Source organism: Methylobacterium isbiliense, assembly GCF_022179325.1.
In the GTDB taxonomy this organism is placed as follows: Bacteria; Pseudomonadota; Alphaproteobacteria; order Rhizobiales; family Beijerinckiaceae; genus Methylobacterium; species Methylobacterium isbiliense.
On the sequence record NZ_BPQQ01000050.1, the window covers coordinates 1 to 13,847 of the forward strand.

Sequence of the window (13,847 nt, forward strand, 5' to 3'; positions counted from 1 at the left end):
GTTCAAGCCCAACACCGACGATATGCGCGAGGCGCCCTCGCTGGCGATCATCGCGGGGCTGCAGGATGCGGGCGCGCGGGTGGTGGCGTACGATCCCGAGGGCATGGAGCAGGCGCGGGGGCTGCTGAGCGGGGTCGAGTACGCGGCGGACGCGTATGCGTGCGCGGCGGGCGCGCAGGCGCTGGTTCTGGTGACGGAGTGGGACGCGTTCCGGGCGCTGGATCTGGGGCGGCTGCGGGGGCTGATGGCCGCGCCGGTGCTGGTGGACCTGCGCAACGTCTACCGGCCCGAGGACGTGCGGCGCCACGGCTTCGCCTATGCGGGCGTCGGCCGGCCTCGCGGCGACAAGGGCTGAAGGCAGGCCGCGGGCGCAATCGCCGGTTTCCGGGGCGGGCCGAGCGGATTACATCGCCGCAGGGCGTGGGGATGCGGCCGCCGGGTGCCCGGCCCGCGCAGCGATGCCGGAGAGCAGGACCGATGCAGACCTTCTTCGTCGAGATCAAATGCCGGCTCGGCCAGACCTACGGCGTGGCCAGCGCCCTGGCCGACCGGGAGATCGCCTCCGAGATCTACTCGACGGCCGGGCACTACGATGTGCTGGCGAAATTCCACGTGGAGGACGGGGTCGATATCGGCCACTTCGTGGCGCAGAACGTGCAGACGATCCCGGATATCCAGGACACCCGCACCATCATCACCTTCAAGGCGTTCTGACCCATGGCCGCGCCGGCAGCCGACGGGACTGGCGCCGGCGATGGGCCTGAACTGTCAAGGTTAATTGCCTTCCGTGCTCCGTCTGCCGCATTGCCACCCGATTTGCGCGCTTAGTGGCATTCCAGGCAACAAAGGGCTGCGATCGAGCCTCGACGACTTCGTGACCCCGCCCGTGTTCGTCCCGGTGCAGGCCACAATGGCGCCGAGAAGAGCAACGTGCTGCCTTTTGCAACACGAAGTTGACTGAGGATGATCGGCAACACTCAGTGTCTCTCGGCGCGAGTTGACTGGTCTCATCCATCCCCAGGGTTGGACTCGGGTAGTGCCCCATACTATGGGTTGCCAGGTCTGCCCGGGGCCGGAAACCCCGTCCTTTGGTCTTGAGCGAGCGTGCGAAGCGAACGTGAGACATCGTCCTGACATCGCGATCATCGGTCGGGCTTGCCGACTCCCGGGTGCCACGGGCATCGACGGTCTCTGGCAGCTTCTCAGCGAGGGCCGCTGCGCCGTCTCGCGCGTGCCCGAGGACCGCTGGTCCCAGGAGAGGCTCGGCCACCCCCGGGCGCAGGAGCGCGGCAAGAGCTACACCTGGGCGGCGGGCGTGCTCGACGACATCTGGTCGTTCGATCCCACGGTGTTCGGCATCTCGCCGCGCGAGGCGGAGCAGATGGATCCGCAGCAGCGCCTGCTGCTGGAGCTGACCTGGGAGGCGTTCGAGGATGCGGGCCTGCGCCCCTCGGCGGTGGCGGGCAGCGAGATCGGCGTGTTCGTCGGCGCCTCGTCCCTCGACTACGGCAACCTGCGCGTTCTCGACGCGGCCTCGGGCGACGCCTACGCGGCGACCGGCAACACGCTGTCGATCCTGTCGAACCGCATCTCCTACATCTTCGACCTGAAGGGGCCGAGCTTCACCCTCGACACGGCCTGCTCGTCCTCGCTCGTCGCCCTCGACGCGGCGGTGGCGGCGCTCGCCTCCGGTCGCATCGACACGGCGCTGGTGGCGGGCGTGAACCTGCTGGCGAGCCCGTTCAACTTCATCTCGTTCTCCAACGCCTCGATGCTCTCGCGCACCGGCCTGTGCCGCGCCTTCTCGGCGCAGGCGGACGGTTACGTGCGGTCGGAGGGCGGCGTCGTGCTGGTGCTGCAATCGGCCGAGGCGGCGGCGCGCGCCGGCGCGAGCGTGCGCAGCGTGATCGCGGCCTCGAAGGTCAATTCCGACGGACGCACCACCGGCATCTCCCTGCCCTCCGGCTACGCGCAGGGGGTGCTCCTCGAAGAGATCTACCGCGAGGCCGGGATCGCCCCGGACGCGCTGGCCTTCGTGGAGGCTCACGGCACCGGGACGCCGGTCGGCGATCCGATTGAGGCCGGCGCCATCGGCGGCAAGCTCGGCCGCACCCGGCAGGCGCCGCTGCCGATCGGCTCGATCAAGACCAATATCGGCCATACCGAGCCGGTCTCGGGGCTGGCGGGCCTGCTGAAGGCGAGCCTCGCGCTGGAGCACGACCTCCTGCCGCCCTCGCTCCACTGCGACGCCCTCAATCCGGCGATCCGCTTCGACGAGCTGAATCTCGCGGTCAACACGGCCGCCCGGCCCCTCCCCCGCACCACGGCGGAGCGATTCGCGGGCGTCAACTCGTTCGGCTTCGGCGGCACCAACGCCCACGTGGTCCTCACCGACCCCAGGCCCGCCACCACGGTTGCGGCCAAGCCCGCGGTTGGCACGGCCCCCGAGGTGCTGCTCGTCTCGGCCCAGACCCGCGCGGCCCTCAACGAACTCGCCGAGGCCTATGCCGACCGCCTCGCGGCGGAGCCCGCCGAGGCCGGGCGCCTCGCGGCGGCGGCGGCGCATCGGCGCGACCGGCTGCCGGTGCGCGTCGCCGTGCCGCTCGGCGATGCGGCCGAAATGGCCGAGACCCTGCGCGCCGTCGCGGCCGAGGAGGAGGCCCCCGGCGCCACGATCGGCACCGCGGTCGAGCGCGCCGGTCCGGTCGCCTTCGTGTATTCGGGCAACGGCAGCCAGTGGGCCGGCATGGGCCAGGAGGCCTATGCGGAGAGCCGCGTGTTCCGGGAGCGGTTCGACCGGGTCGACGCCCTGTTCCGGCCGCTGGCCGGCTGGTCGCTCAAGGACGCCCTGTTCGCCGAGGATCTGGACGAGCGCCTCGCGCTCACCAGCGTGTCCCAGCCGCTGATCTTCGCGATCCAGAGCGCCTCGACGGCGGCGCTGCGGGCGGTGGGCCTCACGCCCGACGTGATCCTCGGCCACTCGGTCGGCGAGATCGCGGCGGCCGAAGGCGCCGGCATCCTCAGCCTCGACCAGGCCGTGAAGGTCATCTTCCACCGCTCGAAGCATCAGGAGATGACCCGGGGCCTCGGCACCATGGCGGTGCTGCTCGCGCCGGTCGACGAGGTGCAGGCCTTCCTGGTCGATTATCCCGACCTCGACATCGCCGCCCTCAACAGCCCCAAGGCCGTGACGGTGGCGGGGCCCGTGGCCTCCATCGACGCTGCCATGAAGGCGCTGGCGCGCAAGCGCCGCCGCGGGCGCAAGCTCGACCTCGACTACGCCTTCCACGGCCGCCTGATGGACCCCACTGAGGGGCCGCTGCTGCGCGACCTGAAGGGCCTCGCGCCGGCCGCCGGCACCGTGGCGCTCGCCTCCACGGTGACGGGCGACATCCTCGACGGCACGCAGTTCGGCGCCGGCTACTGGTGGCGCAACATCCGCGAGCCCGTGCGCTTCAGCGAGGCGGTCCAGGCCGCGGCCAAGCGCGGCGCCCGGATCTTCGTCGAGGTCGGCCCGCGACCGACCCTGCTGCCGCATATCGGCGACTGCCTGGAGCCGCTCGGCGTCGACGGCGCCACGGTCGGCGTCCTCAACAAGAAGCCGGCCGGCGGCGATCCCTTCCTGCGCGCCCTCGCCTCCGCCCTCGTGCAGGGCGCCGCGGTCGACGAGGCCGTCGCCTTCGGGGAGAACCCGCTGGGCGCGGTCGCGCTGCCCACCTACCCGTGGCAGCGCCGCCCCTTCCGGCTCGCCGAGACCACCGAGGTCGCGGCCGCGGTCGGGGCCCGGAGCTACCACCCGCTGATCGGCTCGCGGCTGTTCGCCAGCGGCCTCGAATGGCAGTCGCACATCGACATCGCGACCCTGCCCGATCTCGACGATCACCGCATCGAGGGGCAGGCGATCCTGCCCGGCGCGGCCTTCGTCGAGATGGCGCTCGCGGTGGCGCGCGAGCACCTGGGCAGCGATGCCGTCACCCTGGCGGATGTCGAGATCCAGCAGCCGATGGTCTTCGCCGAGGAGGGCCTGCGCGAGGTGATGTCCCGCTTCGCGCCGGGCGCCAACCTCGTCCAGATCCTGTCGCGCCCGCGCCTGAGCCAGGCGCCCTGGCAGCTCCATGCCGTCGCCAAGCTGGTGGAGGGCGACGCGCCGCTGCCGCCGCGGACCGACGTGGCGGTGCCCGACGAAGCGGCGGTGACCGGCGAGGAGCTCTATCGCCGCGCGCTCGCCTCCGGCCTCGGCTTCGGCCCGAGCTTCCGGCAGGTCGCCCGCAGCGCCCGGCTCGACGAGGCGACGATCGTCTCGGAGCTGCTGCCGGCCGAGCCGAACGCCCGCTACGGCCTCGTGCCGGCGCGCCTCGATTCCTGCTTCCACGGCCTGATCCTGCTCTTCGCCAACCTTCTCGGCGAGAATGCCGGCAAGGCCTACGTGCCGGTGCGGTTCGGGGAGGTGCGCCTGCTGCGGCCCGGCGCCGTCATCGCCCGGGCGGTGATCCGCACGCGCCGCTGCAACGAGCGCAGCATCCTGGCCGACTTCACCCTGGTGGACGAGGCCGGCGAGGTGATCGCCACCCTGCGCGAGGGCCGCTTCCAGGCGCTGCGCGCCAAGGGCGGCCAGGACCTCGACGCCTACCTCATCACGCAATCGACCGAACTCGCCACCGAGCCGACCGCGATCCCGCTGGAGCCGCAGCCCGCGATCGCCGCCATCATCCGGCGGCAGGCCGGCAGCGTGACGGTGCAGGGCGAGGCGGCGCTCTCGGCCGGCCACATGCTGCTCGAAGGCTGGGCGACCTCCCTCGCCTACCGCCTCGTGCGCGGGCTCGCCCATGGCGGCGTGCTCGACCTCGCGGCGCTGCCGCGCGTGCCGGCCGACCTGACGCCATGGTTCGTCAACCAGATCCTGGCGCTCGAAGGCAGCGGGCTCGCCGAGAGCCTCGGCGACGCGCGCTGGCGCCTGCGCACCGACGTCACCCTGCCGGATCCCGACGAGATCATGCGCTGGATCGCGGCGGATCATCCCGACCTGTCGGCCGAGCTGCTGCTCTGCGCCGAACTCGGGGCGGTGGTGACCCGCATCCTCGACGGCACGCTCGAGCGGGCGCCCGCCCTGCCGCAGGCGGCGCTGGACGCCTTCGCGCTGCGCGGCGCCACGGTGCGCGCCTCGGCCGCGACCCTGATGGGCCTGATCACCCGCAGCAGCCCCGCGCTGCCGCGCGACCGGGCGCTGCGCCTGCTCCAGGTCGGCTTCGGACCGCTCTCGGCCCAGGTCGCGGCCTTCGCGCAGGGCGCCGAGGCGCAGCTCACCGTGTTCGAGGCCGACCGCCGCCTCGCGGAGCGCGCCCGCCTCGCCCTGCCGGCCGGGGTCACGGTGGTGGAGGATCCCACAAGCCTCGTGCCCGCGAGCGTCGACGCCGTGCTGGCGAGCGACGTCCTGCACCGCAGCGACCGCGACCTGCTCGGGCGGCTGGCCGCGAGCCTCGCCACCGGCGGCCTGTTCGCGGCGATCGAGCCCGCGGCCTCGCTGTTCCGCGACCTCGTGTTCGGCCTCAACCCCGGCTGGTTCGAGGGCGAGGCCGACCTGCCGGTCGGGCGCCTGGACGACGTGGCCGGCTGGCAGCGCACGCTGTCGGCGGCGGGTCTCGTCAAGGTGGCGGCCGATCGTGCGGCGACCCAGACCGGCAGCGACCTGCTGCTGCTGGCCGAGGCCCCGCCGCGGCCCAGGCCCGCCCCGGGCCAGACCTTCGCCTTCGTGATCGGCTCGGAGGACGACTTCGCGGCCGAGACCGCCTCCTCGCTGGCGACGCTGCTCGTCGCGAGCGGCGTCCACGTCTCGATCATCCTCGATTCGGAAGCCTCCCTGCGGGAGCTGGAGCGCGAGACCCCCGACACGGTGGTCTACCTCGCGGGGGCCTTCGTGCGCGGCAGCGAGCCGGCCGAGCGCCTGCGCGAGCGCTGCCTCAACCTCAAGCGCTGCGTCGAGCATCTCGGCACGCGCCCGACCCGCCTGTGGGTGGTCTGCCCCGGCGCCACCCGCGACCGCGGCGGTCAGGCGTGCAGCATCGAGGCCGGCGTGTGGGCCTTCACCCGCACGCTCGCCAACGAGGTGGCGAGCCTCGACGTGCGCCGCATCGACCTCTCCTCCGCCCTCTCATCGAAGCGCACGGCCGAGCGGCTGCGCGACCTGATCCTGTCCGGCACGCCCGAGACCGAGATCGTCATCGACGACGACCGGACCCGGGTGGTGCGCTTCGCGCCGGGCGCGGCGGGCTTGCGCTCGTCCCGCGAGGCGGGCGCCGCCCCGGCGGCGCGGCTGGAGCGCAGCGTGGCGGGCGGCCTCAACGAGATGCGCTGGGGACCGGCCGAGCGCGCCGCCCCCGGCCCCGGCCAGGTGGAGATCGCCGTCGAGGCGACCGGGCTCAACTTCCGCGACGTGCTCTGGGCGCTCTCGATGCTGCCCGAGGAGATCCTGGAGGACGGCTTCGCGGGACCGCGGCTCGGCCTCGAATGCTCCGGCCGGGTCGCGGCGGTCGGCCGCGGCGTGACGGCGGTGAAGCCGGGCGACGCGGTGGTGGCCTTCGCCCAGTCGGGCTTCGCCACCCACGTGATCGTGCCCGAGACCGTAGTGGCGCCCGCCCCCCAGGGCGTGAGCCTGGAGGCGGCGGCGACGACGCCGGTCGCCTTCCTGACGGCCCATTACGGGCTCGTGACGCTCGCCAACCTGAAGGCGGGCGAGTGGGTGCTGGTCCATGGCGGCGCGGGCGGCGTCGGCCTCGCGGCGCTGCAGATCGCGCTGCTGCGCGGGGCGCGCGTCATCGCCACGGCGGGCTCGAACGAGAAGCGCGCCCTGGTGAAGGCGCTCGGGGCCGAGCACGTGCTCGATTCCCGCTCGCTCGCCTTCGTGGACGACGTGCGCCGCATCACCGGCGACGGGGTCGACGTGGTGCTCAACAGCCTCTCGGGCGAGGCGATGGAGCGCAGCCTCAACGCGCTGAAGCCGTTCGGCCGCTTCGTCGAACTCGGCAAGCGCGACTACGTCGCCAACACCCATATCGGCCTGCGCCCGTTCCGCCGCAACCTGTCCTATTTCGGCGTCGATCTCGACCAGCTGCTGCAGTTCCGCCCCGAGGAGGGCCAGCGCCTGTTCCGCGAGGTGATGGGGCTGTTCTCGGACGGGTCGCTCAAGCCGCTGCCCTATCAGCCCTTCGCGGCCGAGGAGGTCTCGGACGCGTTCCGGCTGATGCAGCAATCCGGCCATGTCGGGAAGATCGTCATCGCCCCGCCCAAGGCCGGCAGCGTGCCGGCCGAGACCCGCAAGCCCTTCGTGGTGGCGGCCGACCGCAGCCACCTCATCACCGGGGGGCTCGGGGGCTTCGGCATCGAGGCGGCGCGCTGGCTCGCCGACCGGGGCGCCCGGCACCTCGTCCTTGTCGGCCGCAAGGCGCCGTCGAGCGAGGAGGCGCTGTCGACCCTCGCCGACCTCGCCGCCCGCGGCGTCTCCGTGCGGGTGATGTCCTGCGACATCACCGACCGGGCCGCGGTGGCGCGCCTGCTCGACGAGATCGAGGCCGGGGGGCCGAAGCTCGCGGGCCTCATCCACGGCGCGATGGTGCTGCAGGACGGCCTGATCGCCAATCTCGACGCGGCCGCCCTCGACGCGGTGCTGGCGCCGAAGGTCGCGGGTGCGATCCACCTCGACGCGCTCACCCGGACGCGGTCCCTCGACTACTTCGTGGTCTTCTCCTCGGCCACGACCTTCATCGGCAACCCGGGCCAGGGCGCCTACGTGGCGGCCAACGGCTTCATGGAGGGCCTCGCCCGCCAGCGGCGCCGGCTCGGTCTGCCGGCGATGGCGGTGGCCTGGGGCGCGATCGGCGACGTGGGCGTGCTCGCGCGCAACCGCGCCGTGATGGAGACGCTGTCGGAGCGGGTCGGCGTCACGCCGGTCGACGCGCGCAAGTCCCTCGACCTGATGGCCGAGGCGCTGGGCCTGCAGGGACCGGCGGCGGACGACGCCGTGGTGGCGATCGCGGCGATGCACTGGGGCAAGGCGCGCGAGCGCCTCGCCACCCTGCGCGCCCCGAGCTATGCGGGCCTCGGCTCCGATCAGCAGGCGGAGGCCGGCGGCGTCACGGCGATCAACATCCCGGCCCTCATGCGCAGCCTCGACCTCGACGAGGTGCGCAAGCTGGTGGCGGACGCGATCGTGGAGGACGTCGCCCGCATCCTGCGCCTGCCCAAGGACGACGTCAGCCGGGTGCGGCAGCTCTCGGAGATCGGTCTCGACTCGCTCATGGGCGTCGAACTCGGCGCCAGCCTGCAGGAGCGCTTCGGCCTCGAAGCGCCGCCCGCGGGCGCGTCGAGCGGGCAGACCGTCAACGAGCTGGCCGACACCCTCATCCAGTCGGTCGCGGCCCCGGTGGACGAGGGCGCGGCGGCGGTGCTGAGCCTCGCCCAGCGCCATACCGGCGAGAGCCTGGACGCGAGCCAGCTCGATCCGCTGCACGCGCTCGTCGAGGAGAAGAGCCGCGAGATCAAGGTGATCCTGTAGATGAGCGCACCCAAACCCTCCGGCGGCCGCGAGGCGCTGGCCGGCTTCGTCTCCGCCCGCCTCGGCAAGGCGCCGGCCCGCCCGGCGCCCACCCGGCCCGCTCCGAAGCCCGCCGCCCTGGTGCCGGCACAGGACTTCGAGTCGCTGCCCGGCTACAAGGAGCTGAAGCTCCAGCGCTCCGCCGCGGAGCTGATCGGGCTCGGCAACCCGTTCTTCCGGATGCACGACGCCAAGGCGGGCGCCACCACCCGGATCGACGGCGCGACGCTGCTCAACTTCTCGTCCTATGACTATCTCGGCCTCAACGGGCACCCGGAGGTGAGCGCCGCCGCCCAGGAGGCGATCGTCGCCTACGGCACCTCGGCCTCGGCGAGCCGGATCGTGGCGGGCGAGAGGCCGGGCCACGTGGCGCTGGAGCGCGCGCTCGCCGCCCATTACGGGACCGAGGCCTGCATCGCGATGGTGAGCGGCCACGCCACCAACGTGGCGACGATCGCGGCGCTGATGGAGGCGGGGGACGTGATCTATCACGACGCCCTGATCCACAACAGCGTGGTCACGGGCGCGCAGCTCTCGGGCGCGCAGCGCCGCAGCTTCGCCCATAACGACCTCGGCGCCCTCGAATCGCTGCTGCACGCGACGCGCCACGAGCACCGCCGGGCGCTGATCGTGATCGAGGGCCTCTACAGCATGGACGGGGACGCCCCCGACCTCGCCGGCGTCGTGGCCCTCAAGGAGCGCTACGGCTGCTGGCTGATGGTGGACGACGCCCACGGCCTCGGGGTGCTCGGGCGCGAGGGGCACGGCCTGCACGAGCATTGCGGCGTCGACCCGCGCGCCGTCGACATCTGGATGGGCACGCTGTCGAAGACCCTCTCGTCCTGCGGCGGCTACGTCGCGGGCTGCGCGGCTCTGGTCGAGTATCTCAAGTGCACGGCGGGCGGCTTCGTCTACTCGGTGGGCATGTCCCCGCCGCTGGCCGCCGCCGCCACGGCGGCGCTCGCGGTGATGCGCCGCGAGCCCGAGCGGGTCGAGCGGCTGCGCCGCAACGGCAACCTGTTCGTCGCCGAGGCCCGCGCCCGCGGCCTCGACACCGGCCTGAGCCTCGGCCTCGCGGTGGTGCCGGTGATCATCGGCGACTCGCTCCGGGCCGTGACCCTCTCCGACCGGCTGTTCAAGCGCGGCATCAACGTGCAGCCGATCATCCACCCGGCGGTGCCGGAGCGCTCCTCGCGCCTGCGCTTCTTCATGACCTCCGAGCACAAGGCGGAGCAGATCCGCACCACCGTGGCGGCGCTGGCCGAGGAGGTGGAGGAACTCAACCGCGGCGGCTCGCTGGTCGAGCGGCTGATGGCGCGGCGCAGCTGACGATTCCGCGCGCGGACGGACGTCGATCCTGCCGCCCACCGCATCGGCTCCGACGTCGCGACGCCGGGACCGCGCGCGGGCGGCTCAGCCCCGCAGCGACAGGCTCAGCGCCTCCGACAGGTCTCTTCCGTCGACGAGGCGGCGTCCGCGCCGCTTGAGCGCGCCGAGCTGCGCGCGGGTCGGGAAGCCGCAATAGGGTTCGCGCGCCAGCGGCCGGCCCTCCGGCAGCCGCCCCTCCGCCCGCACCCGCGCCAGCACGGCCTCGACCAGCGGGCGACCGGCCTCGTGCAGCCGCATGGCCGCGCGCGAGGCCGTCACGTCGGCCGGCAGCGCCACCGCCTCCTGCGCGAACAGGGCCCCGGTGTCGATCTCGGGATCGAGCCGGTGCACGCTCACCCCGAAGGCGGGCGTCTCGTCGAGGAGCGCGTGCAGGGTCGGGACCGGCCCGCGGTGGCGCGGCAGCAGCGAGGGGTGGAGGTTGAGGCCGCCGAGCGGCACCGCCGCGAGGGTCGCGGCATCGAAGATCTGGTCGAAATGGTAGGACAGGATCAGGTCGGCGCGGTACTCGCGGAGCAGGGCCCGCGTCTGCGGCCCGTTGACGTCCGCGATGGTGGCGTGCGGCAGGCCGAGGCGGCCGCACAGGGTCGACAGCGGCGTGGCCTCGGGCACGTCCCGTGTGCCGGCGAGGCGCTGCGTCGCCGGGGCGAGGCCCCGGGCGAGGTCGGGCAGGCCGAAATTCACCGCGAGATAGGGCAGGAAGCCCGGCCCCGAGCGCGCGAGGTGGCGGCGCACCTGGCCCATCAGCCCGCCGGTGCTCGGCCGTTCCGCGTCGGACAGGCCCACGAAGGCGATCTCGTGCGCGTGGTCGGCCACGAAGCGGCGCACCGCGCGGGCGTTGGGCAGGGCTTCGAGGGCGAACAGGGCGATGCGCATCCGCCCGCTACCGGCTCTCGCGGATCTTGAAGCTGAAGCCCCGCATGCCGAGGCGGCGCAGGCTCTCCGGGAGCAGCGCGGCGCCCCGGGCGGCGGCCGCGAGCGCAGCCGGGAAGGCGATCACCCCCTCGTCGCGGGCAAGACCCTTGGCGATGCGCCGGGCCGCCGCCTCCGCGCTCATCTCCAGCGGGCGCCAGCCCTGGTAGTTGCCCCCCATCGCGGTCTTCACGTAGCCCGGGCAGACCACGTTGACGCGCACCCCCCGCGGCGCGAGCTTCTCGCGCAGCGCGAGCCCATGGGCGAGGAGCGCCGCCTTGGTGCCGCTGTAGGCCGGGGCGTCCGGCAGGGGCGCGATGGCGGCGAGCGAGGAGATCAGCGCCACCTGGCCCCGCCCCGCCGCCTGCATCAGGCTCAAGCAGGGCAAGGCCACGTTGAGCGCGCCGAGGAGGTTCGTCTCCACCACCGCGAAGGCCGTGTCGGCCGTCTCGACCTCGCCCTGGGCGTGGCCCCCGTTCATCCCCGCATTGGCGATGGCGAGGTCGAGCCCACGCCCGGCCACCGCCTCGTCGATCCAGGCCCGCACCCCCGCCCGGTCGCGCACGTCGAGGGCGCGGGCGAGCACGGTGGCGCCGCGACGCCGGCAGCTCTCCGCCACCGCCTCCAGGCGCTCGGGTCCCCGGGCGTTGAGCACCAGCGTGGTGCCGGGCGCCGCGTAATGCTCCGCCAGGGCGGCGCCGATCCCGCTCGACGCACCGGTGATCAGGATGACGGGCATGCGGCGGGCTCCTCGGTGCGGGCGGGACGCCGCGCGCCCGGCTATAGCTCTCCCGCACACGCGCCGGAAGCGTGCATGCTTGACGCCGCCGAGGCGATGTGGAACGGCCGCTATCCCGCGCCGCGTTGCCGGCTGCGTGACGCGAGCGACGGATGGAAGGCGGCAAGCTCAAGCGGTTCTGGCCCCGGACGGCATCCGAGGGAGAGGTGCCGAATCCGAACCGCTCGCGGCGGCTGGGCAGCGATCCCACCTCCCGGCGCGTGCGCCTCACCGACCGGTGGGACGACGGCTTCCTGCGCATCCCGGGTGCCCCGGCCGCGCGGGGCCTCAGCTACATCGTCGACGGGCTCGGCATCTACTACGACGCCACCGCGCCGAGCGAACTCGAGATCATGCTCGAAGAGGGCGGCTGGGAAACCGGGGAGATCCTGGTCCGCGCGAAGCGGGCCGCCGCGTCCCTGCGCCGGCTCGACCTCAGCCTCGACAACGATCCCCGGCGCCTCTCCTTCGCGCAGGCCCTGGAGCGGGCGGGTCCCGGGTCCGGCCAACGGCCTCCCGGTCAAGCCGGCCGTGTCGTCATCGTCGATCAGCCGCGCGGCGACCCCACGGTCGGCTTCGGGCTCGCCGGCGCGGCGAGCTTCACCACCATGCTGAACGCCGCGGCCGCCGAGCATCCGCGGGCCGAGCGCGTGGTGGTGATGGATCCCGCCGCGCCGCTCGGCGCGACGGGCCATCTCACGGCGGCCGACGCGGCGCGGACCGGGGCGCGGCTGGTGGCGGATCCGGTCGGCGCGTGGTCGCTGGTGGACGGATGCGACCGGCTCTACACGGTCACGAGCCATGTCGGCTTCGAGGCCGCGCTCGCCGGGCGGCCGGTCACCTGTTTCGGGATGCCCTTCTACGCCGGCTGGGGCTTCAGCGACGACCGTCTCCATCTCGCGCGCCGCTCGCGCCGCCGCCGGCCCGACGAGGTCTTCGCCGCCGCCTACATCGTCTGCTCGCGCTACTTCGACCCCTATGGCGGCGAGGCGTGCCGGCTGGAGGACGCCCTCGACATCCTGGCGCTCGTCACCGCGCGCCGGCGCGAGAACGCCGCCCGCACCCTCTGCCTCGGCTTCTCGTCGTGGAAGCGGCGCTGGGTGATCGAGACCCTCTCCTCTCCCGGCAACACGCCCGCGATCCCCCGCGCCAAGGACCGGGTGGAGGCTGCCGACCTCGACGGCATCGACCGGGTGATCGCCTGGGCGAGCCGGGCGCCCGAGGGCACCGAGGAGGCCTGCCGGGCGGCGGGAGTGCCGCTCCTGCGCATGGAGGACGGGTTCCTGCGCTCGATCGGGCTCGGGGTCGCCCTGCGCCCCGGCGCCTCGCACGTCCTCGACGCGACGGGCGTCTACTACGACCCGACCGCGCCGAGCGATCTCGAAATCCTGCTGGAGACGGCCGCGTTCGACGAGGCCCTGCTCGCCCGCGCCGCGCGGCTGCGCGAGGCGATCGTCAAGGCCCGGGTCAGCAAGTACAATGTCGGCGGGGCGCCGGTGCCGCCGATGCCGCGGCCCGGCCCGGTGGTGCTGGTGGCCGGCCAGGTCGAGAATGACGCCTCGATCCGTCTCGGCACGGTCGGCGTGCGCACCAATGCCGGTCTCCTGCGTCTCGCCCGCGAGCGGCACCCCGACGCCGTCATCGCCTTCAAGCCTCACCCCGACGTCGAGGCCGGCCTGCGCCCCGGCTGGGTGCCGCCGGAGGAGCTGAAGGCGCATGCCGACGTGGTCCTGCGGGACGTCTCGGCGGCCGATGCCATCGACGCCGCCGACCGGATCGAGACCTTGACCTCGCTGATCGGCTTCGAGGCCCTGCTGCGCGGCAAGCCGGTCACCACGCACGGCCTGCCCTTCTATGCCGGCTGGGGGCTGACCGAGAGCCCGCCCTCCCCGCGCCGCACCCGCCGGCTCGGGCTCGACGAGCTGGTGGCGGGCGCGCTCATCGCTTATCCGCGCTACGTCGACCCGCGCACCGGCCTGCCCTGCCCGCCCGAAGTGCTGGTGCGCCGCCTCGGCGAGGGCGACCCGGCGCTGAACCGCCGGGAACTCACCGCGGAGGCGGTGATGAAGCAGGTCTGGTCGACGATCTGGCGCCGGTTGCTGCGGCGCTGACCCGCCGCCGGATCCCGTCGGAGTCGCATCCGCCTTCCGAGCCTCGATCGCGCTCGTCGCGATGCCGTCACGG

General features: G+C 73.6%; 7 protein-coding genes. 5 read left to right on the forward strand and 2 right to left on the reverse strand.

Features of this window, described 5'->3' with window-relative positions; genetic code table 11:
- The 4 genes from MFF61_RS20925 to MFF61_RS20940 form a co-directional block, all read left to right on the forward strand.
- Window positions 1-355 (forward strand): UDP binding domain-containing protein (locus tag MFF61_RS20925; RefSeq protein WP_283206023.1); only part of this gene is annotated, 355 nt, incomplete at its 5' end.
- Between the two features lie 122 nt (window positions 356-477).
- Window positions 478-714 carry an Lrp/AsnC ligand binding domain-containing protein gene (locus tag MFF61_RS20930; RefSeq protein ID WP_238237859.1) on the forward strand — a complete coding sequence of 79 codons (237 nt, stop codon included), beginning with the start codon at window positions 478-480 and terminating at the stop codon, window positions 712-714.
- Window positions 715-1,117: 403 nt separating this feature from the next.
- Entirely contained in the window at window positions 1,118-8,548 is a 7,431-nt protein-coding gene (locus MFF61_RS20935; protein ID WP_238237862.1) for a type I polyketide synthase, read from the forward strand.
- Complete coding sequence (locus tag MFF61_RS20940; protein ID WP_238237864.1) at window positions 8,549-9,916, forward strand: aminotransferase class I/II-fold pyridoxal phosphate-dependent enzyme; 1,368 nt, start codon at window positions 8,549-8,551, stop codon at window positions 9,914-9,916. It abuts the gene before it with no gap.
- Window positions 9,917-10,000: 84 nt separating this feature from the next.
- Here MFF61_RS20940 and MFF61_RS20945 read toward each other — a convergent pair whose 3' ends face one another.
- Window positions 10,001-10,849, reverse strand: coding sequence for a formyl transferase (locus MFF61_RS20945; protein ID WP_238237867.1), 849 nt, complete (start codon window positions 10,847-10,849; stop codon window positions 10,001-10,003).
- 7 nt (window positions 10,850-10,856) lie between these two features.
- A complete protein-coding gene (locus MFF61_RS20950) occupies window positions 10,857-11,624 on the reverse strand; it encodes an SDR family NAD(P)-dependent oxidoreductase (RefSeq protein WP_238237871.1) in 768 nt (255 codons plus the stop codon).
- Between the two features lie 206 nt (window positions 11,625-11,830).
- On the opposite strand from MFF61_RS20950, the gene MFF61_RS20955 reads away from it, so the two are divergent.
- On the forward strand, window positions 11,831-13,774 hold the full coding sequence (locus MFF61_RS20955; protein ID WP_238237873.1) for a capsule polysaccharide biogenesis protein: 1,944 nt from the start codon (window positions 11,831-11,833) through the stop codon (window positions 13,772-13,774).
- The last annotated feature ends 73 nt before the right edge of the window (window positions 13,775-13,847 follow it).